20 protein-coding genes and 2 tRNA genes are annotated in these 20,883 nt (G+C 73.6%); 3 read left to right on the forward strand and 19 right to left on the reverse strand.

The window, feature by feature from the left end; genetic code table 11:
* Nucleotides 1-112 precede the first annotated feature (112 nt).
* The 5 genes from EBO36_RS10675 to tig form a co-directional block, all read right to left on the reverse strand.
* Nucleotides 113-1,306: a baeRF2 domain-containing protein gene (locus EBO36_RS10675; protein WP_122825618.1), complete on the reverse strand. Its 1,194-nt coding sequence runs from the start codon at nt 1,304-1,306 to the stop codon at nt 113-115.
* Nucleotides 1,307-1,415: 109 nt separating this feature from the next.
* A complete protein-coding gene (gene clpX / locus EBO36_RS10680; protein ID WP_122824604.1) occupies nt 1,416-2,687 on the reverse strand; it encodes an ATP-dependent Clp protease ATP-binding subunit ClpX in 1,272 nt (423 codons plus the stop codon).
* Nucleotides 2,688-2,783: 96 nt separating this feature from the next.
* Complete coding sequence (locus tag EBO36_RS10685; RefSeq protein WP_122825619.1) at nt 2,784-3,407, reverse strand: ATP-dependent Clp protease proteolytic subunit; 624 nt, start codon at nt 3,405-3,407, stop codon at nt 2,784-2,786.
* 115 nt (nt 3,408-3,522) lie between these two features.
* Nucleotides 3,523-4,128 carry an ATP-dependent Clp protease proteolytic subunit gene (locus tag EBO36_RS10690; protein WP_122825620.1) on the reverse strand — a complete coding sequence of 202 codons (606 nt, stop codon included), beginning with the start codon at nt 4,126-4,128 and terminating at the stop codon, nt 3,523-3,525.
* A 206-nt stretch (nt 4,129-4,334) separates the two neighbouring features.
* Nucleotides 4,335-5,792, reverse strand: a complete 1,458-nt coding sequence (tig, locus tag EBO36_RS10695) for a trigger factor (RefSeq protein WP_122824605.1) — start codon at nt 5,790-5,792, stop codon at nt 4,335-4,337.
* 222 nt (nt 5,793-6,014) lie between these two features.
* On the opposite strand from tig, the gene EBO36_RS10700 reads away from it, so the two are divergent.
* Nucleotides 6,015-7,226 carry a YcaO-like family protein gene (locus EBO36_RS10700; protein WP_122824606.1) on the forward strand — a complete coding sequence of 404 codons (1,212 nt, stop codon included), beginning with the start codon at nt 6,015-6,017 and terminating at the stop codon, nt 7,224-7,226.
* On the opposite strand, the gene mpaM is transcribed toward EBO36_RS10700, so the two are convergent.
* The 13 genes from mpaM to EBO36_RS10750 form a co-directional block, all read right to left on the reverse strand.
* On the reverse strand, nt 7,223-8,038 hold the full coding sequence (mpaM, locus tag EBO36_RS10705; protein ID WP_122824607.1) for a daptide-type RiPP biosynthesis methyltransferase: 816 nt from the start codon (nt 8,036-8,038) through the stop codon (nt 7,223-7,225). The genes EBO36_RS10700 and mpaM overlap by 4 nt on opposite strands.
* On the reverse strand, nt 8,035-10,566 hold the full coding sequence (gene lanKC / locus EBO36_RS10710) for a class III lanthionine synthetase LanKC (protein WP_222928712.1): 2,532 nt from the start codon (nt 10,564-10,566) through the stop codon (nt 8,035-8,037). Before lanKC ends, mpaM begins: the two co-directional genes overlap by 4 nt.
* A gap of 12 nt (nt 10,567-10,578) precedes the next feature.
* Nucleotides 10,579-12,225, reverse strand: coding sequence for a daptide biosynthesis intramembrane metalloprotease (gene mpaP, locus EBO36_RS10715; protein ID WP_122824608.1), 1,647 nt, complete (start codon nt 12,223-12,225; stop codon nt 10,579-10,581).
* The gene (locus EBO36_RS10720) at nt 12,222-12,965 is read right to left on the reverse strand and encodes an ABC transporter permease (RefSeq protein ID WP_122824609.1); all 744 of its coding nucleotides are present in this window, start codon (nt 12,963-12,965) and stop codon (nt 12,222-12,224) included. Before EBO36_RS10720 ends, mpaP begins: the two co-directional genes overlap by 4 nt.
* A complete protein-coding gene (locus EBO36_RS10725) occupies nt 12,958-13,683 on the reverse strand; it encodes an ABC transporter ATP-binding protein (RefSeq protein ID WP_122824610.1) in 726 nt (241 codons plus the stop codon). Before EBO36_RS10725 ends, EBO36_RS10720 begins: the two co-directional genes overlap by 8 nt.
* Nucleotides 13,680-13,880: a hypothetical protein gene (locus tag EBO36_RS15340; protein ID WP_127571156.1), complete on the reverse strand. Its 201-nt coding sequence runs from the start codon at nt 13,878-13,880 to the stop codon at nt 13,680-13,682. The genes EBO36_RS10725 and EBO36_RS15340 overlap by 4 nt, the downstream gene beginning before the upstream one ends.
* Nucleotides 13,881-13,962: 82 nt before the next feature.
* Nucleotides 13,963-14,106, reverse strand: coding sequence for a daptide-type RiPP (locus tag EBO36_RS15345; RefSeq protein ID WP_164471438.1), 144 nt, complete (start codon nt 14,104-14,106; stop codon nt 13,963-13,965).
* A 40-nt stretch (nt 14,107-14,146) separates the two neighbouring features.
* Entirely contained in the window at nt 14,147-14,329 is a 183-nt protein-coding gene (locus EBO36_RS15350) for a hypothetical protein (RefSeq protein ID WP_164471439.1), read from the reverse strand.
* Nucleotides 14,326-15,564 carry a daptide-type RiPP biosynthesis dehydogenase gene (gene mpaC / locus EBO36_RS10730; RefSeq protein ID WP_122824611.1) on the reverse strand — a complete coding sequence of 413 codons (1,239 nt, stop codon included), beginning with the start codon at nt 15,562-15,564 and terminating at the stop codon, nt 14,326-14,328. The genes EBO36_RS15350 and mpaC overlap by 4 nt, the downstream gene beginning before the upstream one ends.
* A complete protein-coding gene (mpaD, locus tag EBO36_RS10735) occupies nt 15,561-16,877 on the reverse strand; it encodes a daptide-type RiPP biosynthesis aminotransferase (protein WP_122824612.1) in 1,317 nt (438 codons plus the stop codon). The genes mpaC and mpaD overlap by 4 nt, the downstream gene beginning before the upstream one ends.
* A 4-nt stretch (nt 16,878-16,881) precedes the next feature.
* A complete protein-coding gene (gene mpaB, locus EBO36_RS10740) occupies nt 16,882-17,904 on the reverse strand; it encodes a daptide biosynthesis RiPP recognition protein (RefSeq protein WP_164471440.1) in 1,023 nt (340 codons plus the stop codon).
* A gap of 24 nt (nt 17,905-17,928) precedes the next feature.
* Nucleotides 17,929-18,819 carry an LLM class flavin-dependent oxidoreductase gene (locus EBO36_RS10745; RefSeq protein ID WP_222928713.1) on the reverse strand — a complete coding sequence of 297 codons (891 nt, stop codon included), beginning with the start codon at nt 18,817-18,819 and terminating at the stop codon, nt 17,929-17,931.
* Nucleotides 18,820-19,432: 613 nt separating this feature from the next.
* A tRNA-Gly gene (locus EBO36_RS10750) sits at nt 19,433-19,503 on the reverse strand.
* A 93-nt stretch (nt 19,504-19,596) separates the two neighbouring features.
* On the opposite strand from EBO36_RS10750, the gene EBO36_RS10755 reads away from it, so the two are divergent.
* A tRNA-Pro gene (locus EBO36_RS10755) sits at nt 19,597-19,673 on the forward strand.
* A gap of 232 nt (nt 19,674-19,905) precedes the next feature.
* Here the strand turns inward: EBO36_RS10755 and rpmF are convergent.
* On the reverse strand, nt 19,906-20,073 hold the full coding sequence (gene rpmF, locus EBO36_RS10760) for a 50S ribosomal protein L32 (RefSeq protein WP_122824615.1): 168 nt from the start codon (nt 20,071-20,073) through the stop codon (nt 19,906-19,908).
* 139 nt (nt 20,074-20,212) lie between these two features.
* Between rpmF and EBO36_RS10765 the strand changes: the two genes are divergently transcribed.
* Nucleotides 20,213-20,848, forward strand: a complete 636-nt coding sequence (locus EBO36_RS10765; protein WP_122824616.1) for an IMPACT family protein — start codon at nt 20,213-20,215, stop codon at nt 20,846-20,848.
* Nucleotides 20,849-20,883 lie beyond the last annotated feature (35 nt).

Below are 20,883 nucleotides of genomic sequence, written 5' to 3' on the forward strand. Positions count from 1 at the left end.
GGGTGTCCCGCCACGGGCGGCTGGTGCCGACGGCCACGGGACAGGCCGACGCCCCGGGGCGCGCGCGGTAGCGCCGTCGCCCCGGGGCGCCGTACGGGCACCCGCCGCACGGTCACATCCGGGCGGTGTCGCCGTCCATCGTCAGGGCGTGGTCGGACGGGGTCGAGGCGTCGTGCCAGCGCAGGATCGCGCCCACGCCGTCGACGAGGTCCAGGCTCGCCTCGTCCACGAAGGTGACGCCGGCGCCCTGCTCGACGGCCGCCAGGCCCAGGGCGTGGTCGGCGCGCAGCTCACGGGGCTCGTCGACCCCCAGGTCGAGGGCCTCCTGCCGGCTCATCGCCAGCTGCATGCCGTACTCCCCCACCCACAGGGTCCGGTCGGCCAGGGACGACGGCGGCCCGGCCACGGCCTCGGTGACGAGGAGCTCCGCGACCTGCCCGCGGCGCAGCACGTCGACGACGGACTCCAGCCCGGTGGTCGCCCCGGCGTCGCGCCCGTGGTCCTGGCGGAACCGGTCGATGACCTCCTCGCGGCGACGCATGCGGTAGGCGGTGAGCGCCGCGCGGACCTTCTCCCCGAACGCCTCCTGATTGACGCCGTCGGCGCGGGAGCCGCCCTCGATGGTGACCGCGAGGGGGCGGGCGGCACCGCCGAGGTTGTCGCGGACCAGCGGGACGGCGCGCACGTCGCCGGTGAGGATGAGCAGCTCGGGGCGCCGGCGCGCGACGGAGCGGTCCAGCTCCGCGGCGACCGCCTCGGCGTTGCGGTCCCAGGAGTCCTCCGCGCGCGCCTGGATGCGACGGGTGGCCGTGCCCGGGGCGCGGACCTTGTTGAGGACGTCGTGGCCGCCCTCGACCGTCTGCGTGCCCTCGTCGTGGCCGGGGTCGTACGCGGCGTTGTCGTAGAACGTGACGTCAGCACCCGCGCGATCGATCTCGGCGACGAGGTAGCGCACCGTCTCGTCCGCCACGCGGGCGAGCGCGAAGGCGCCGGCGCCCCCGCGGCACACGACCGCCTCGTCCGACGCCGGTGGGCCGGCGAGGGTGCGGTCCACGAGCAGGCCGGCGCGGCTGGCCACGAGTACACGCCCGTGCTCGCCGCTCACGTGCGTGGGCCGCTCCACCCGCTCGTCGATGGCCGTCAGGGCGTCGGCCGGGGCGCCCTGCGCCTCCAGGGTCCGCCGCAGGTCGCGCCACCGGGTCTGCACCGCCTGGCGCCCGGACTCGCTCTCGCGGGTGGCGTCGAGGACGACGGTGACGACGTCCTCGTCGGGGGGCAGGAGGCTCGTGAGCCAGTCGATCTGCATGTGCGGGAACACCTCGCTCCGGTTGGGGATAGGTGCACCCCACCTTGCGCCAGTTCGACGGCGCCCGCATCCGATGTCCCGCATGGCGGGCACCGCTGGGCGAGGAGGCTCAGGCGCTCTTCTCGCGCGGCGTGCGGCGCTTGGGCGTCTCGCGCGGCACCAGCGTGGGGTTGACGTTCTCCTCGACGACCTCACGGGTGATGACCACGCGGGCGACGTCGTCCCGGCTGGGGACGTCGAACATCGCCTCGCGGAGGATCTCCTCCATGATGGCGCGCAGCCCGCGGGCACCGGTGCCCCGCAGGAGCGCGAGGTCCGCGATGGAGTCGATCGCGTCGTCGGTGAACTCCAGCTCCACGCCGTCGATCTGGAACATCCGCTGGTACTGCCGCACGAGCGCGTTGCGAGGCTCGGTGAGGATGCGGATGAGCGACTCGCGGTCGAGCGGGGAGACCGTGGCGATGACCGGCAGGCGCCCGACGAACTCGGGGATGAGCCCGAACTTGTGCAGGTCCGCGGGGCGGACCTCGCCGAAGACGTCGAGCTCGTCGTCGGCGGAGCGCAGCGGCGCCCCGAAGCCGATCCCCCGGCGCCCGGCGCGGGAGGTGATGATCTCCTCGAGGCCGGCGAAGGCCCCGGCGACGATGAAGAGCACGTTCGTCGTGTCGATCTGGAGGAACTCCTGGTGCGGGTGCTTGCGGCCGCCCTGCGGCGGCACCGACGCCTGGGTGCCCTCGATGATCTTCAGGAGCGCCTGCTGCACGCCCTCGCCGGAGACGTCCCGGGTGATCGACGGGTTCTCGCTCTTGCGGGCGATCTTGTCGATCTCGTCGATGTAGATGATGCCCTTCTCGGCCTTCTTCACGTCGAAGTCGGCGGCCTGGATGAGCTTGAGGAGGATGTTCTCGACGTCCTCCCCCACGTACCCCGCCTCGGTGAGCGCCGTGGCGTCGGCGATCGCGAAGGGGACGTTGAGCATCTTCGCCAGGGTCTGCGCGAGGTAGGTCTTGCCCGTGCCGGTGGGGCCGATGAGGAGGATGTTGGACTTCGCCATCTCGACGTCGTCCTCGCCGTCGTTCTTCTCGGCGGCCTGCACGCGCTTGTAGTGGTTGTACACGGCGACGGCGAGGGACCGCTTCGCGGGCTCCTGGCCGATGACGTACTGCTCGAGGAAGTCGAAGATCTGACGGGGCTTGGGCAGCTCGACCAGGCCCAGCTCACTGGCCTCGGCGAGCTCCTCGTCGATGATCTCGTTGCACAGGTCGATGCACTCGTCGCAGATGTAGACCCCGGGGCCGGCGATGAGCTTCTTCACCTGCTTCTGGCTCTTGCCGCAGAACGAGCACTTCAGCAGGTCGGCACCCTCAGCGGTACGCGCCACGCCTACCCCTCCTCACACTCGTGCTGCACAGGTCCATTGCACACTACGGCGCACCGCGCGTCATGTGCGACAGGCGGAGCGGGTGTCGCGCCCCGCTCAGCCCTTGGGCAGCGTCTCCGGCTTGCGGGAGGCGAGCACCTGGTCGACGAGGCCGTAGTCGAGCGCCTGGGCGGCCGTGAGGATCTTGTCGCGCTCGATGTCGCGGCGGACCTGCTCGACGTCGACGTTGGAGTGCTTGGCGATCGTCTCCTCGAGCCACTCGCGCATCCGCAGGACCTCGTTGGCGTGGATCTCGATGTCCGAGGCCTGGGCGTAACCGCCGCCCTCGAGGGCGGGCTGGTGGATGAGGACCCGCGCGTTGGGCAGCGCGAGCCGGCGCCCGGGCGAGCCGGCGGCGAGCAGGACGGCGGCGGCCGAGGCGGCCTGCCCCAGGCACACCGTCTGGATCTGCGGCTTGATGTACTGCATCGTGTCGTAGATCGCCGTCAGGGCGGTGAAGGAACCACCCGGGGAGTTGATGTACAGGGTGATGAGGCCGTCCGGGTCGGCGCTCTCGAGGACGAGCAGCTGAGCCATGATGTCGTCGGCCGAGGCATCGTCGATCTGCACGCCGAGGAAGATGATGCGGTCCTCGAAGAGCTTGGTGTACGGGTCCTGCCGCTTGTACCCGTAGGCCGTGCGCTCCTCGTACTGGGGCAGGACGTAACGGGCGGAGGGCATGGCCGAGGTCGGCAGGGAGAACGGCCGCTGGCCGGCGCCCGCCTGGGCGAGGAAGTCGGTGCTCACAGGTGCTGCTCCTGGTTCGTTCGAGGTCGCGGGGCGAGGGACGGGACGGTCAGGACTCCGTGCCGCCACCACCGGAGACGGACGCCGCGTGCTCGACGACGTGGTCGACGAACCCGTACTCGAGCGCCTCGTGGGCGGTGAACCAGCGGTCGCGGTCCGCGTCGGCGTTGATCTGCTCGACCGTCTTGCCGGTCTGCTGGGCGGTGATCTCGGCGAGGACGCGCTTCATGTGGAGGATGAGCTCGGCGTTGATGCGGATGTCGGTGGCGGTGCCGCCGATGCCGCCCGAGGGCTGGTGCATCATCACGCGGGCGTGGGGCGTGGCGTAGCGCTTGCCCTTCGCTCCCGAGGAGAGCAGGAACTGCCCCATCGAGGCCGCCATACCCATGCCGACGGTGGCGACGTCAGGGCTGACGTACTGCATGGTGTCGTAGATCGCCATGCCCGCGGTGACCGAGCCACCCGGGGAGTTGATGTAGAGGAAGATGTCCCGGTCCGGGTCCTCCGCCGCGAGCAGCAGCAGCTGGGCGCAGATGACGTTGGCGTTGTCGTCGCGCACCTCGGTGCCGAGCCAGATGATGCGCTCCTTGAGCAGCCGGCTGTAGACGTTGTCGTTGAGGCCGAGGTTGTTTCCCTCGCCCTTGGCAAGTGGCATCTGGCTCACGTACTCGCTCCTCGTCGTCTTCTTCTGCTCGCCGCCGGGGGTTCCCCCACGGGCGTCGGGCCGTCCAGCGACACTAACCCGCGCCATGGCGGGCGCAGTCCCGGATCCGTTCGTTTTCGCTGTTGGCGCACCGCGCCGCTCGCCATACGGACGCGAGCCCGCCCACCGGCGCGATACCGGTGGGCGGGCTCGTCACGTCAGGAGGCCGACGGGGCCGACGGCGCGCTCTCCGCGCTGTCGGCACTGTCCGCGCTGTCGGCACTGTCCGCGCTGTCCGCGCTGTCGGCGGAGTCCGCGCTGTCGGCGGAGTCCGCGCTGTCGGAGCTGTCGGCCGGCTCGGCACCCGCGGCACCGGCGGCCTCGGCCGCGTCCTCCTCGTCGGAGCCGATGAACTCGACGAGGTCGAGCTCGGCGCCCGTGCTGTCCTTGACCGTGGCCCGGCGCAGGGCGACCGCGAGGGACTTGTTCCGCGCGAGCTCACCGACGAACGCGGGGATCTGGCCCGCCCGGTCGGCGCTGGTGATGAACTCGTTGGGGTCCATGCCGTACTGCTGGGCGCTGTTGAGCAGGAACTGGATGAGCTCGTTCTGCCCGACGTTGACCTTGAGCTCCTCGGCAAGGGCGTCGAGGAGGAACTGGTCCTTGAGCATCCGCTCGGTCTCCTCGCGCACCTCCTCGCCGTGGGGGTCGTCCTCGTCCTTGCCCTCGGCCTGGAGGTGGTTCTTGATCTCCTGGTCGACGACGCGGGTGGGCACGGGGATCTCGATGCCCTTGCGGAGCTCCTCGAGGAGGAGGTCGCGGGCCTGGACAGCCTGGTCGGCCGCCTTGTCCTTGGCGACCTGCGCGCGCAGGTCCTCGCGGAGCTCGTCGATGGTGTCGAACTCGCTCGCCAGCTGGGCGAAGTCGTCGTCGACGGCGGGCAGGTCGCGCTCCTTGACGGTGGAGACCGTCACGGTGATCTCCGCGTCCTCGCCGGCGTGCTCGCCACCGGCGAGCGGCGCCGTGAACGTGGCGGACTCCCCCGCGCTGAGGCCGGTGAGGGCCTCGTCCATGCCCTCGAGCATGTTGCCGACACCGATCTGGTAGGAGATGCCGGAGACGGAGTCGACCTCCTCCTCGCCGATGGTGGCGGTGAGGTCGATGGTGACGAAGTCGCCGTCCTCGGCAGCGCGCTCGACGCCCACGAGCGAGCCGAACCGCTCACGCAGCGCCTCGAGGCGCTCCTCGACGTCGGCGTCGGTGACCTCGACGGCGTCGACGGTCAGCTCGAGGCCGTCGAGCTCGGGGAGGGTGATCTGGGGACGGATGTCCACCTCGGCCGTGAAGACGAGCTGGCCACCGGGGGTGCCGGACATCGCGGGCACCTCGGTGACGTCGACCTCGGGCTGGCCCAGGGGGCGGATGTCCGCCTCGGAGACGGCCTGGCGGTACAGCTCGGGCAGCGCCTCGTTCACGGCGTGCTCGATGACCGCGGCGCGCCCCACCCGCTGCTCGATGATCCGGGCCGGCACGCGGCCCTTGCGGAAGCCGGGCACGGTGATCTGCTCACCGATGTGCGAGTAGGCGTGCTCGAGGCTCGGCTTGAGCTCCTCGTAGGACACCTCCACGGTCAGCTTGACCCGGGTGGGCTCGAGGTTCTCGACGGCGCTCTTCACTGCGGTGTTCTCCACTCATCGGTTACGGGGGGACGGCCCTCGCCGCGGCGAGGAAAGGTCGATCAGGCACGCGCACCGAGGGCACGCACAAGCCTCACCATCCTAGGGCACCACGTCGAACCGTCGCGCGGCGAGCTCGGCGCCCGCGGGCCGTCGGCGCCCGGCGTTCAGCCCCGTGGGCCGTCGGCCGGACGCGGCGCACCGTCGCTAGGCTCACCGGGCATGAGCGCCCTCACGCCCGCAGTGGTCCACGAGCTCCTGCGCCCGGAGGCCGGGCTGGCGCGTGGCTTCGAGCTCGTCCGGCACCCGGACCCGCCTCACCTGTACCTCATGGTCGTCGACGTCGGCACCCGGTTCGCGAGCACCACGCACCCGACGGTGCACGACCTCGCGGGAGCCTTCGACCTCCAGGCCGACGGCGCCGTCCGCCGGGGCCTGGGCGAGGCGGTGGAACGGTGCGCCCTCGCCCCGCGGGAGACCGGTGACCCGGTCCGCGCGACCCTCGCCGACCTCAGGGCGGCGGGGACGGCCGCCGCCGATGCCGAGCACTGGCCCGGCCACTGGCCGGTCGCCGAGCGCGAGGACACCACGTGGTACCCGGCCGAGGAGCTCGGCTCGGGGTGCGAGCGGCTCGTACCGTCGGCGTGGGTCGACTGCCCGGTGACCGGCCCCCTCGCCGCCCGGTGGGAGGGGACCCCCTCGGGGGCAGCGGCCCACACCTCCCTCGATGCGGCCACGGCGGTGGCCCTGGCGGAGGTCCTCGAGCGGGACGCGCTCATGCGGACGTGGTTCCGCCCGGACCGTGCGGCGGCGGTGGAGGTCGAGCTCGCCGGGGACGCGCGCCTCGCCCGGCTGGTGAGCGACCAGCCGCAGGTCACCGTGCGGGCGGCGTGCGTGCCCACCGCCCTGCCCGACCGGCACGCGTACGTCGCGTGGGTGGACGACGGCGTCACCATCGGGACCGGCGCCGTGGCCGCGGCCGCGGAACCGGAGGGTGTGGTGAAGGCGGTGCAGGAGGCGTGGCAGATCTACCTCGCCCTGCGCAGCCGGGCACGCACGGGCGGGACCGCCGAGGACGGCGCGCGCGCCTTCGTCGCCCACGGCGAGGCCCGTTGCGACTTCTGGACCGACGGGCGAGGCCGGGAGGCGATGCGGGCGTGGGCGCAGGGCCTCGGCCCGGCGCGCCCGATGCGCACGGACACCCCCGGGGAGCCGGCCCCCGCGGCGGCCGGGCTCGCCGCACGCGGGTTCCCCGTCCTGCGGGTCGACCTGACGCACCGGTTGCCCGCAGCCGTCCGTGACGCCGGCTTCGTCGCGGTGAAGGTGCTCGTGGGCGGCCTTCAGCCGCTCGTCCTCGACGAGGCCGCCGACTGGCCCTTCGTCGACACACGGCTGGGCCGGCGTCGTACCGTCGTGTTCCAGCCGTTGATCTAACGGGCGCGGGCCAGGGTGACGAGCACCGTGCGGTGAGGCAGGGCTCCCGCCGTCGGCTCGACGCCGACCACCTGCAGGCCCGTCCCCGCCACCTCGTCCTCGAGGTCGCCGAGGCTGAGGACTTCCACCGTCGACCGGCACACGGGGACCTCCGGCGTCTCGAGGTCGACGGGGACGACCGTGACCTCGCGCTGCCGGGCGCCCCGGGCGATGTGCTCGATGATCCGGTAGCCCCGGCCGTCGGGTAGGCGGATGTCGTGGCAGGTGTCCTCGCCCTCCTCCCCCGGGCGGCGGTCCTGGGCCACGGACAGCACGAAGCGCCCGCCGTCGGTCAGGTGGCGGGCGACGCTTGCGTACAGGCCCTGGCGGCCGGTGGCGTCGAGCAGGGTGACCGACGTCGCGGCGAGGACCACCACGGCGAACTGCTCGCCGAGGGTGAAGTCACTCATGTCGCCCTGGACCACCCGGGTGCGGGCCCGGAACGCGCGCGGCGCGGCGTCGAGGGCGCGCTCGAGCGCGGCGAGCATCGGCACCGACAGGTCGAGCGCGGTGACGTGGCGGCCGAGCGCCAGCAGCGGCAGCGTCAGCCGGCCCGCCCCGGCGGCGAGGTCGAGGACGGGCCCGGGCGTGCGGGCCACCGCCGCGACGAACTCGCGGACCTCGTGCTGGTCCGCCTCGGCGAGCGCGGTGTAGACCGCCGCGCCCACCTCGCCGTAGAGGTCGTGGAGGACCACGCGGTCCGCGACCGGGGCGAGGATCTCGGCCGCCAGCCCCGGCACCCCGGCCATGCTGAACACCTGGCCGGCGCTCATGCCTGCGCCAGCACGCCGGCCGGGCGGACGGCGCAGCCGCCGACGAAGGGAACGCCGACGGCCTCGGCCCGCGCGATCGACTCGAGCCCCAGCGCCACCCCGACGGAGCCGGTGGCCAGGTCGGTGGACAGTCGCAGCAGCTCCTGCCCGAGGACGCTGACGTGGTCGTCGTCCCCGACGGCGCACACGTCCAGCGCACGCAGGTGTCGCTGCACCGCTGCGTCGTCCTCACGGCGTCCGGCCTGGCCGAGGACGGTGAGGACGCCCGCGCGGCCGTGCAGCCACCCGGCCTGGGGCAGGTACGCGTCGGCGCAGGCGCGCACGAGCTCACGCTCGGTCCGTCCCACCCACTCCTCGGCCATGACGGCGCGCATCTGGCCGAGGACGAGGGCGATACCCCCGGCACCGCGAGCGAGGGACGGGTGCCTGCGCCACTGGCCGCTCTCGCCGCCCCACCCCAGCGCGCCGAGGTCACGCCGGACCGCGTCGCGGGCCGCGACGAGGTGACGCTCCTCCCCCGTCGCCTCGTGGAGGCGCAGCCGCAGGAGCGCGGTCCCGCTCCACCCGTCCCACCACCCGGTCGGCTCCCGGCCGTTGGTCGCGGGGACGGCCGCTGCGTCGAGGGTGTCGGCGAGGTCGACGGCCCGGTCGAGAAGCCCCGGGTCGCCGCCGCGCTGGTGGTGCTCGAGCAGGACGAGGCCGAGACCACCGACGCCGTCCGCGAGCCCGGGCCCGAGAGCGTCGGTGGGGATCCGCAGGAGGTGCTCGACGACCTCGGCGGCGTCGTCGTGGCGCCCCATGCCGTCGAGCGCGTACACCACGCCCGCCAGCCCGCGGGCCAGCCCCGGACCGAGCCCGCGCGTCCGGTCGACCGCGGCGAGGAGCCAGTCGACGTGCGCGGGATCGACTCCGACACCGAGCTGGTGGAGGCCCCAGAGGACGCCAGCCGCCCCGTGGGCGAACGTCACCCCGCCCGACTCGGCGGTGAACTGGCCGATGTCGCCGGGAAAGAGGCGGTCGGTGCGTTCGGGCGTGGCCGCGGCGAGGACGCCCGCGACCAGCCGTCGCCGACGCTCGTCCGGGCCCAGCTCACGCAGCCGGACCCCGGGGCCCGGGTGGGCGCACGTCCCAGCCCCGAGCGCGAGCTCGGCCCGGGCCTTGTCGAGGAAGGGCTGCGGCACCGCCGCGACCTCGCGCACCTGTTCCAGGAGGTCCTCCCGCTTCCCCTCCTGCCACGGCAGCACCACGGTCGCCGGGAGGAACACGGCCAGGCGGGTGCACCCCAGGGCGTAGCGGTCGACGTCGGTCCCCCGCACCCCGGCCGGCGCCCGGAACCCCGGGGCCCCGATCCGCTGCTCGAAGCCGGTGGTGTCCGACCCGGCGGTCTCCAGGTCGATGAAGTACACGAGGTCGTCCTCGGTGATCATGATGTTGTTGGGATGGAGGTCACCGAAGACCACCCCGCGGGCGTGCATCGCCTGGAGCGCCTCCTCCACCTGGTCGAGGACCCCCAGGACCCAGGAGGTGTACCCGGCCTGCGTCAGCCCGCCGGCCGTGAGAAGCGGGTTGCGCTCGTGCATCGCCTGCGACAGCGTGACGCCGTCGACGAACTCCCGCGCGAGGAAGTAGTGCTCGTGGCCGCGCCGGTAGTCGATGAGCCGCGGGATCCCGGCGACCCCGGCGAGGGTCTCCATCGCCCAGCGCTCGCGCTCGAGGCGGGTGACGGCGTCGGCCCCGGACTCGTCGAGCCCGGCCATCGGACGCGCCTCCTTGAGCAGGACGCGCGCGCCGTCGCGCCGGTCGACGGCGCGGTAGACGCCACCACCGTTGGAGAAGTGGAGGGCGGCCTCCGGGCGGAAGGGGAAGTCCTCGAGCGTGCCGGCGTTGCGGGCGGCGAGCGCCTCCTCCAGGAGCTCGGGCAGCTCGACCCACTCGGGCACGTGGAACCCGGGCTTGCGAACGTCGGGCTCGAGCGTCCCGTCGGGCCGGCGCAGGCACGGGACCGTCGTCCCGTTCGGGCCGGGGCCGGCGAGGTAGGTGAAGCCCCCGTAACGGACGTAGAGCGGGCCCTGACGCCACCGCAGGTCGCTGAGGACGTACGGGCCCGGCTCGCCGTCGAGGATCTCGCCCAGCTCGAGGAGCACGGCCCGGAGCTCGCCGACGTCCCGAGGGAAGACGGTGATGAACTTCCCGCTCGCGCCACGGTCGCCGTACTTGCTGTTGCGGAAGAACAGGGCTCGGGGCCCACGCAGGTGCTTGAAGGCGATCCTCCGGTCGGCGCAGTACCGGGCGACCGCCGCGAGCACACGCTCGGCATTGTCGGGCGTGGCGGAGACGTGCACCTTCCAGCCCTGCTCGGGCAGCTCTTCGGTATGCAGGGTGCGCACGGTCCACTCGTCGTTGACCGTGGTCGACCACTCGGCCGGCAGGTCGGTGGCGAACAGGGTGTCGTCGTCCGCCCGGACGACGTCGTAGTACGGGGTGCCCGCCGGGCAGAAGAACTGGTACCGCATGTCCACGTCAGCCACGCCTCCGCTCGGTCATTGCGCGCCGCCGATCCCCAGCGGTGCGAGGTAGGTGTCGGTCAGCCACCGCCAGCCCGGCACCGTGCCCAGCGCCACCCGGGCTGAGCCCGCGTGCTCGGGCAACGGGCCGTCGATGGTGACGGGGTACCCGGCCGCGGGAAGCGTGAGGCCTTCCGCGGTGATGGGCAGGAACGCCTCGATCGGTGCCTGGACGGTCACCGGCTCCGTGCCGGCCACGGTGGCCCGGCCGACCTCCGTGCTCGTCACCAGGCCCATCCGGTACAGCTCCACCGGGTCCCCGACCGTGACGTCTCCCGCCCGTGACGGCAGGACGACGTAGGCCTGTCCCTCGTGCACGACATAGCCGCCCTGCACCGACGCGGGGACCGGCACGACGGCGGCCGCCGCGGCGGCGGTGAGGAGGAGCCCGGCGCTCACCGTCCACGTGCGCCACCGGGGCGCGTGCGCCTGAAGTGCCTCGCGCTGCAGCCGGGCTCCTCCGACGAGGACGTACGCGAGCGCGCCGCCCGCGACGAGCAGGACGGCCGCTGCGCCGGCCGTCCCGAGCCCGAGGAGCAGGTCGGCAAGGATGAGGAGCAGCGTCACGACGATGTAGACGGGCATGGCCATCGAGGCGAGGCCGAACGGCACGGCCCACCACCATTGCGGGAGGTCCCGCCGGCGGCGAGCACCGAAGAGCGTCGCACCGAGCCAGGAACGGGCGTCCCCCATCGCCTTCTCCCGCAGGTGGGGCAGGTCCAGGTGGCTCATGAGCGCCAGGTACCCGTCGAGCTTGATGAACGGGAGGAGATTCATCAAGCAGGCGACGTATGTCGTCGCGGCGAAGACGTACGCCGTGCTCTGCGCGGTCGGCCCGAGCGGGAGGCTCGCGGCCGCGAGCGCCGCGACGCCGGCGACGACCGACTGGACGCCGATGCCGGCGAGCGCCACGGCCACCCGCTGGTCCCGCCGGGGCAGGCGCCAGCCGTCCGTGACGTCGCAGAAGAACGCCGGGGTGAAGTAGAAGAGCATGACGCCCATCCGCGTGGGCCGGCCGCCGAACATGGCGAGCACCGCCCCGTGGGAGAGCTCGTGGACGCAGGTGGTGAGGAGGTAGCCCATCGCCACGGCGAAGTAGGCGGCGAACGGCAGCGGCGTGCCCAGCGCCCGGGCGACGTCCTCGGCACGCAGCGCCAGCGTTCCCGCACCGAGGACGGACACCGCCAGCCCCACAGCGATGGCCGACCGGCTGCCCAGGACCGCGATGAGCGGGCGGAGGGCGTCGAAGAGCCGGTCGGGGCGGAGGACGGTGAGCTGGATCCGGTGCGCCCCGAGGAAGCGCACCCGACGCTGGGCCGGCGGGGCACTGCCGTCGTCGAGCATGCCCTTGCCGGCGAGCATGCCGACCGCCTCACCGACCAGGTCGGCGCTCCAGCGCGGCCCGAGCGCCTCGGCCAGGCCCGCATGGTCGGCGCGCCCGTCCATCTCGCGCATGAGATCGGCCAGGTCCGTCGCCAGCCGCAGGTAGGTGTGCGACCCCTTCTGCACGATCCACGGCGTGCCGTCGGCGCTCGGCGGGTGGAGGACGACGTCCTCGGCGAGCCTCGGGCGCTGCAGGTGGCTGGGGTCGGGCAGGACCGGCGCCGCGGCGGTCCGTCTCATGTGAGGTCACGTCTCGCGACGAGCGCCCGGGCCGCGGCGCCGAGGACGAGGATCCATCCGACAAGCACCGCGTAGGACCCGCCGATGCTCAGCAGCCCCTCCTTGCCGTCGAGGTTGACACCGGTCATCGCGATGGTGAACAGGTAGCCGGCCACCTCGGGGGCGAACGATTGCACCCCCGGTTCGACAAGAAGCGTGAGCCCGACGATGACGAGGATCGCGGCGACCTGGTGCCGCAGGATCCACCCCAGGAGCACTCCCCAGGTCGCCGAGAGCGTCGTCGTGCCGACGATCCCGAGCGCCGTCATCGTCGCCTCGTGCGACCAGACGACTTCCGCACCGGTGCGCGGCATGGCCACGTGCACGTACCCGACGGCGAGCGCGGCCGCGACGACACCGAGGACCAGCCCGGCGGCGGTCCCGGTGAGGGCCTTCGCCCCGAAGAGGCGCGACCGGGACCCGGCGACGAGGACGGACCGGGAGATCGTGCCGGAGGCGTACTCGCGGGTGACGGACAGTGCCCCGAGGATCCCGGAGACGAGGGTCATGGCGAACCACGAGCGGACGATGACGGCGGTCTGGGTGGCAGGGTCGCTGGCGCCGCTCGAGAGGAGCTCGCGCGCGGCCTGGGTGAAGCCCTCGGTGAACAGCCCGCCGAGCCCGATGCCGATGAGCAGGAGGGACCACGTCCCGCCGCCGGTCAAGAGCTTGCGGGCCTCGGCCCGGACGAGGTCAGCCATGGGAGTACTGCTCCTCTGCGTCGACGAGGCTGAAGAACCGGTCCTCGAGACGCTGCACGCCCCCGGACGTCAACGACTCCAGCGATCCCGCGTACCGCACGGTGCGGTCGAGGATGACCACGTCGTCCACGGTCTCCTCGACCTCCGCGAGGAGGTGGCTGGAGAGCAGGACGGTCGTCCCGCGCGCGGCGCGCTCGCGCAGCACCCGGCGCAGCCAGCGGATGCCCGAGGGGTCCAGGCCGGTGGCGGGCTCGTCGAGGATCACCAGCTCGGGGTCGGCCACGAACGCGGTAGCCAGAGCGAGCCGCTGCCGCATGCCCTGGGAGAGCTTGGCGACCTTGCGCCCGGCCACGTCGCTGAGGCCGACCTCGCCGAGCGCGCGTTCGACGTGGGCACGCGACAGCCCCATCGCCGTCGCCCAGATGCCCAGCTCGCCGGCCACGGTCGCCCCGGGTGTCGACCCGATGCCGTCGATCGAGACGCCGACGCGCTGGGGGGTACCGAGGGCGGCGTAGGGGCGGCCGAAGACGAGCGCACGCCCGGACGTGGGGGCGACGAGCCCGAGGAGAGCCCGCAGCGACGTCGTCTTGCCGGCCCCGTTACGCCCGAGCAGCCCCGTGATGCGCCCCGGGGCGACCTCGAAGGAGACGTCCTCCACCGCGAGGGTCGCCCCGTAGCGCTTGGTCAGCGACTCGAAGCGGACGGGGGGTGCCGTCATGGCTGCTTCTTCGCACGGCTCGACAGGGCGATGCCCGCAAGCCCGACGATGAGCGAGACGACGATGGCCGTCGACTGCGCCGGCCCTTCGAAGACGAAGAGCGAGAGGGTGATGAGGGCGAGGACGCCGATGAGGACCCACGCGAGCATGTCGCCAGAACGATCCGCCGAGCGGGGGCCTGTCGTGTTGTCGTCCATGTGTTCTCTCCAGTTCGTGGTGGTTCCGCCGGGGGGACGGCGCCGTCCCCCCGGCGGTAGTGCTGACGTGCTGACGTGCTGACTACGTTGCGGCGGTCGCGGCCGAGAAGACGAGCGATGCGATCGAGATCTTCACGCCCTCCTGGAAACCCGTCCACCACCCCAGTGCGTCCATCGGCTCGAGCTCCTGCATCCCGAGCTCCACGAGTGGTCCGTGCTCCTGCATGTCACCTCCTTCGGGTCAGTGGTCGTTCGTTGTCCGAGGATCAGGTCGCGATGATGGTCGCGACGACGAGGGTCTTGTAGACGCTCGCGCCGGCGGCCGTGACGGCGGTCATGCCGCTGACGACGCTGACGGCGGTCCCCCAGAACGGGGCGTCCATGGCCTCCAGCTCCTGCATCGCGAGCTCCACCACGGGCGCGTTCTTCTCCATCTCCATGTGTGTCACCTCCCCTCCGTGCCTCCGTGCGTGACGACCGCCGGGCGGCGGTCGACGTCGGACCCGGTGGGGGCCGGGGCCCCGGCCTCCCGGGTCACGGCAAGAACCAGGTCGGCGAGCTCCCGCTCGGCGAACCCGGCAAACATCGGTAGACCGGCACCCCAGGCGCGGTGCACGCGCCGGGCGACCGCGTCCACGTCCAGGTGGCGCACTGCCGGGTCCCCGTGCAGCCCCAGCCGGCCCAGGAGTGCACGCACGCCCTCCACCGGGTCGGCCGGGAGCGCCACCCCGGTGGCCTCGGCGACGAACGCCCAGAGCTCCTCCAGCCGCCGGGCGGAGCCCCACCGCGGGTCGCCGACCTGCATCCGTGCGAGCACGACCGGCAGGACGGCGACGAGCACCGGGACCTTGCGCGCGCCCGTGCACGCGCAGATCTCGTTCGTCAGCGCCCACCACTTGACCGCATAGGGGGAGCGGCCCGAGACGAGGGCGTCCTGGTGGCTCAGCGCCCCGATGCGCAGCAGGTCGGCGCGCGCTCCGGGGGGAAGCGCGGCCCCCAGCACCGCGGTCTCGGCGACCAGCGGGGCGAGGACACCGAGCAGCGCCCGCGCGACGGCGTCCTCGACGGTCCGGGGCCGGGGGTCGCCCAGGCACGGCCCGAGGAGGCGGGCGAGGATCTCGACCACCCCCTCCGCCACGAGCGGCGCGGGCAGCCCGGAGGTCAGCGCCGGGTCGTGGAGGGCGAGGTCGGGCTGCAGCCCCTCCCCCACGACGAGGCGGCGTCGGCCCACGCCCGTGTGCACGGCGGCCTTGCTCACCTCGCTGCCGGTACCGATCGTCGTGGGCACCGCGGCCAGCGCTCGCGCCGCGCGGGGCAACGGGGGCAGGAGCACCATCGCGCTGCGGTGCGGCACCGACAGGTGCGGTCCGCAGTCCCCGGCGCCGAGCCGGACCGCGAGCTTTGCACTGTCGAGGACGGACCCGCCGCCGACGGCGACCACCGCGGCGTCCGCACGCATGCGGGCGCTCAGCTCGTCGGCGCCCTCCGTCGCTGCCTGGGACAGGACCACGGCCTCGGGGACCGACCGCACGACGGCCGCCAGGAGTCCCTCGACGGCCTCCTGGCCGCGCACGGCCGGGTCCACGACGACGTCGAGCCGGGGGGCGCGCGTGGCCGCCAGCCAGGCGAGGAGGTCGTCGGCGCGCACGACGGTCCGCGTGATGCCCGAGGACCGCGCGATCACGGGGCCACCGCCACGAGGGCGGGCCGGAGCCCGGCGGGGCCCTCGCGCCGGGTCGCGTCGGCGTACCGGTCGAGACCGCGCGCGACGGCGTCGACCAGCTCGTCGAGCTCGTCCTCGGTGTAGACGAGAGCGGGGAGGAGCTGGATGCCCGCGGGGCCCGGGTGGACGACGGCGCCCTCGGCCCGCACCGCGCCGACCAGCGCGGGCACCTCGGCGTCGGGCAGCGCCGCCCCCTGCGGGGTGCGCACCCGGAGCGCGCGGAAGAGCCCGACGCCGGTGGTGCTCTCCAGGAGCGGGTGCGCCTCGACGAGCCGTGCCAGCCGCGCGTCCAGCGACGCCCCGAGGGCGTGGCCCCGGGCGATGGCGTCGAGGCGGGTGAACTCTGCGAGCGTGGCGAGGATGGCCGCGCACGTCGGGGGCGTGCCGGCCTGCGTCTCCGCGTGGGAGACGACCGCGCCGACGCCCTCGAGCGCCTCGGCGACCTCGGTCCCGAGCAGCACGGCCGCCGCGGCCATGGTCCCGTTCGTCAGGCCCTTGGACGTCACGAGCAGGTCGGGCTGCTCGCTCCATGCGGCCGAGGCGAAGAACGGTCCGGTGCGTCCGAACCCGGTGGCGACCTCGTCGGCGACGAGGAGGTATCCGTGGGTGCGCCGGTGCGCGAGCAGGCGATCGACGAACGCGCGCTCGAGCGGGAGCGCCCCGGTACCGAGCACGGGCTCGACGACGACGGCGGCGATCTGGTCACCCTGCCGCCGCATGAGCTCGTCGAGCTCGTCGATGCGGTTGGGGGTGACGTGCCGGACGTATCGCTGGTCCACGCGGTAGAGCGCCTGCCCGAGGTCGTCGCCGGTGAGCGCGAAGCTGCCGAAGGTGAGCCCGTGGTAGCTGGAGCGCAACCCGACCACGACGGCGCGCCGCGGCCTCCCGGCGACGAGCTGGTAGTGCCGCACGATCTTGGTGACCAGGTCATTGGCGGCACCGCCCGAGGTGGAGAACATGACCCGCTGGTAGTGCGCCGGCCCTGCCACCTCGACGAGGGCGTCGGCGGCGCGCCGGGCGTAGGCGTTCTCGTAGCGGAACACCCCGAGGTAGGACGCGTCCGTGAGGGCAGCGGCCGCCGCCTGGGTGATCGCCTCGTTGCCGTAGCCGAGCGGGGTGTTCCACAACCCGCTGGTGCCGCACAGCCGCTCGGTGCCGTCGTCGTAGCGCACCCGGACACCGCGGGCACCGGTCGCGCAGAGGTCGGACCGGCCGTGGTCTGCGGGCGCCACGAGCGCGGGCCACAGCGCGGAGCGGCGGGACTGGTCGTTCATCGGCCTAGCCCGCCACCGGGAGACCGGCCGCGCAGGCCGCGGGGAGCAGCGGGAAGCCGGCGTCGGCGAAGTACGTCGCGACGCGGTCGAGCTCCGCGGCGCCGAGGAGGTCGGCTGCGCCGTGACCGAGGACGAGGATCCGCTCGACGGTGACGGCGAGCGGGTGGGCGATCTGGACGGTGCGCCCCGCGTCGCTGAGGTAGGCGTGGTGGGCGTCCCAGCAGAGCACCGGTGCGGGGGCACCCGGCCCGGCGGGCACCCCGTCGAGCGCCCCGTCGAGGCGGCCGCCGAATCCGGACGCCCGTGCGCTGTCGACACCGCGCGCCGCCAGCGCGCGCAGCACGCCGAGGGTCTTCACGTACTGACCGAGCCACGGCCGCTCGGTGAACGCCGCGGCACGCTCGTCGTCACTGACCGCGCGGCTCAGCGCCACCGCGCAGGGGGTCCCGGCGTCGTTCGCCGCGGCCCACCGCACGACGAGCGCGTCCAGGGGGTCGTCCGCCGTCCCCAGCGGCGCGCCCCACGGGCTCGTGGACACCTCGCCGTCGGCCCGGACCCAGAGCCGGTCCCCGGGGCCGCCACGGCCGGTCCATCCGCCGAGGGCCGGCTCGTCGGCCAGGAGCGTGGTGGGACCGGCGACGAGACCGGGGAACCGCCCGGTGGTGAAGGCCTCGTCGGCGTCGGAGAGGTAGGCCTCGAGATCGGAGGTCTCCGTCACGCGCAGGAGCGTCGGTCCACCGACCGGGATGTACCGGCCGAGGGCATAGGGGACCACCTGCAGGGAGAACTCCCCGGCGACGAGGACCTCCCCGTAGGGCTCCTCGAGGGAGCCGTCGTAGCCCCAGGTGCCTTCCTGCCCGTCGGGGGTGTAGACGGTGGTGCCCTCACCGACGAGGCCCGCTGCCCGCAGCGCCTCCACCTGCCCCGGGACGGCGGTGACCACCACCCGGGCACCGGTGCCGCCGGCGTCGCCGTGGGCCGTCCCCGACGCCCATCCGGCGAGGGTCTTCTTGTAGCTCTCCATCATCAGCTCCGTGGGTACTGGGGCGCCTCAGCGGGCGCCGATGGTCTCGGCACGGGTGGACGGCGCGGCGGGGCTCGCCGCGAGGGCCGCGAGGAGCACCTCGAGCTCCTCGACGGCGGCCTCGGCCCCCTCGACGTTGTAGATACCGGTGACGTTGAGGATGACCTCGTCCACCCCGGCGTCCCAGTACTGCTGCACCATCCCGGCCAGCTCGTCGACGTCCCCGCAGAGGAAGGCACCGCCCGCGACGATGGCCTTGGCCCCGGCGATGGGGTCGGCAGCGTCGACGGCGATCCCCGCCTTGCCGAGCATGTCGATGTAGTGCGGCGCCCGGGAGTGCGCGAAGTTGCTCGCCATCGCCAGCTTGAAGGGCTCGTGCTGGGGCCGGCGGCGGGCGATGGGGAGGATGGTGGCCAGCCGCGGCCGCGGCCGCCCGGCGCTCTGTGCCCCCTCCTCGAGAGCGGGCACGACGGTGTCCCGGAGGTAGGACGCGGGGGTGAGCCAGGTGATGGCCACGTCCGCAGTCTCCCCCGCGAGACGCGCCATGCGCGGGCGCAGGACGCCGAAGCCGAGCTCCACCGGGGGCGCCGGGCACTGCGCCAGACGCGCGTCACACCGGAAGGTCTCCGCCTCCGCGTGGACCTCGCCCCCGGCAAGGAGCTGGCGCACCGTGGTGATGTACTCCCGCATCGCGCCGAGCTGGCTGCGGTACGGCTCGCCGCGGACCCCCGTCTGGAACGACGTCCCCCCAGGGCCGAGCCCGAAGGTGACCGGCTGACCCGTCGCCAGAGCCAGTGACCTCGCCTCCATAGCGGCGTAGTACGGGTGCCGCAGCGGCGCCAGCGTGACGCCGATGCCGACGGGGACCCGCACGCCCGCACCGGCGAGGTAGGCAAAGCCCTGGTTGGTTTCGAGCAATGTCGACTGGCCCTGCCACAATGCCGCGCCCGGCACGCTCTGGACGATTGCCCCAAAGGGGAGCAATTGTTCCGGCCGACGCGGGACCAATGGCAGGAAGACGGAGACACGGCGTTGCATCGGTGGCCCTTTCCCTGCGTCAGGAGGGGCCCCGCTCACCTGTGCTGGTGAGTTGCTCCGGCGCCTCGCGGCATGTGTAGCGGGACGGCGAGTTGCTCGTCAACACACGTAGCGCTGAATGCGGCGCTGTTATCCTTTCGGAGACCGTCGTCTAGACAAACGTATGCTGGCGGTTGACCGGGCGCCCTGCGCCCTGATAGCAGTGAGGTTTTGCCTCCGCGCCGGCGGCATTGTTTCAATACCCTTGGCTACGGCGTGCGCACCCTGCTGCCCTGCACCCGGGTGCGCGCACGCCGGTCGTCCGTCCGGCGTGGGGGCGTGGGGGCGGGGGGGTCTCGCGGCCGGGTGAGGCGGCGGGCGCCGCCGAGGCATCGCCCGGTGACTGACGGGCCGGCCGGGGCGGCGGACAGCAGAGGTGGCACGGCCTGGCGAGCCGCTCGGCCGGGCAGCGCGTGACCGGGCGGCGCAGACCAGCGGCGACGGTGCCGCTCGGAGCGGGTGACCGGGATCGAACCGGCACCATCTGCTTGGAAGGCAGAGGCTCTACCATTGAGCTACACCCGCGCGCACCGGCCACTGGGGCCGGAGCAACGCCTCAGTGTAGCGCCCCGCGGGGTGTGAACCGCGCCCGCGACGCTGGCCTAGACTCGCGGGCGACGGGGTGTAGCGCAGCTTGGTAGCGCATCCGCTTTGGGAGCGGAAGGCCGTGGGTTCGAATCCCGCCACCCCGACCACTGTGCCCCTGGGCGCGCGAGCCCACGCAGCGCGCGTGCCCGCACGCAGGCGCGGCCCGATCGAGGGCCGGCGCAGCACCCGATGACCCTGGGCCGTGGGTCCGCGGGGGCCGCCGAGCGGCGTCAGCGCTTCTGCACGACCACCACGGGCAGGCCAGGAGCGTGAGGAACGACACAACGGCCGCCCCCTCGGATGAGGTGGCGGCCGTTCGTCAGGTGGAGCCGGCGAGGGTCAGTCCTCGACGAGCATCCCCTTCTGGTATGCCTTGGCCAGGCGCCGCGGCACCCGGATCTCACGGCCCTGGACGCGAACGGCGACGAGCTCGGTGAGCTGAGCCTTCCACTGGGACCGGCGAGAGCGGGTGTTGCTGCGGGACATCTTGCGCTTCGGAACTGCCATGTGCCCTCACCCCTCCTTTCGTGGTCGGACGATTGCCGTCCCATATCTTGCCACGACCCGGCCCCGGATGACGAACCTGGCCCCGTCCCGCACCTGTGAGATTGCCCGCCCCGCTCCCCCGGCCGGGATACTCGGGCCCATGGCCGACCCGCGCACGCTCGCCCGCGGCGCCACGCTCACCCACGAGCTGGAGGTGCGCCGGTCCCGGTTCATCACGTGGGTGCGCCGGGCCGACGACGAGCCCGCCGCCCGCGCGCTCGTCACCGAGGCGCGCGCCGCCTACCCGGACGCGCGCCACCACTGCTCCGCGTTCGTCGTCCGGGTCCCGGGCGCGAACCTCGTCGAGCGCTCCTCCGACGACGGCGAGCCGGCCGGTACCGCCGGGATGCCCATGCTCGAGGTGCTCCGGGGCAGCGGCCTCGTCGACGTCGCCGCCGTCGTCACGCGCTACTTCGGCGGCGTCAAGCTGGGGACCGGCGGGCTCGTGCGCGCCTACTCCGACGCGGTCCGCGAGGCCCTCGCCGCCGCTCCGGTCGTCGTGCTCGAGCGTTACGGGCTGTGGTCCGTCGACCTGCCGCACGCCGACGCAGGCCGCGTCGAGGCCGAGCTGCGGGGCCAGGGCGTCACCGTCCACCACGTCGCCTACGGCACCCAGGTGCGCCTCACGCTCGCCGCCGCCGACGGCGCCGCCCTGGGCTCGTCCCTCGCGGCGCTCACGGGCGGTGCCGCGACCGTGACGGAGGCCGGTTCCACGGTCGTCGAGCGCCCGGCATGAGCCCGGGCGTCGCACGGGGCCGCGTTCGCCAACAT

The organism is Georgenia faecalis (assembly GCF_003710105.1).
Taxonomy (GTDB): domain Bacteria; phylum Actinomycetota; class Actinomycetes; order Actinomycetales; family Actinomycetaceae; genus Georgenia_A; species Georgenia_A faecalis.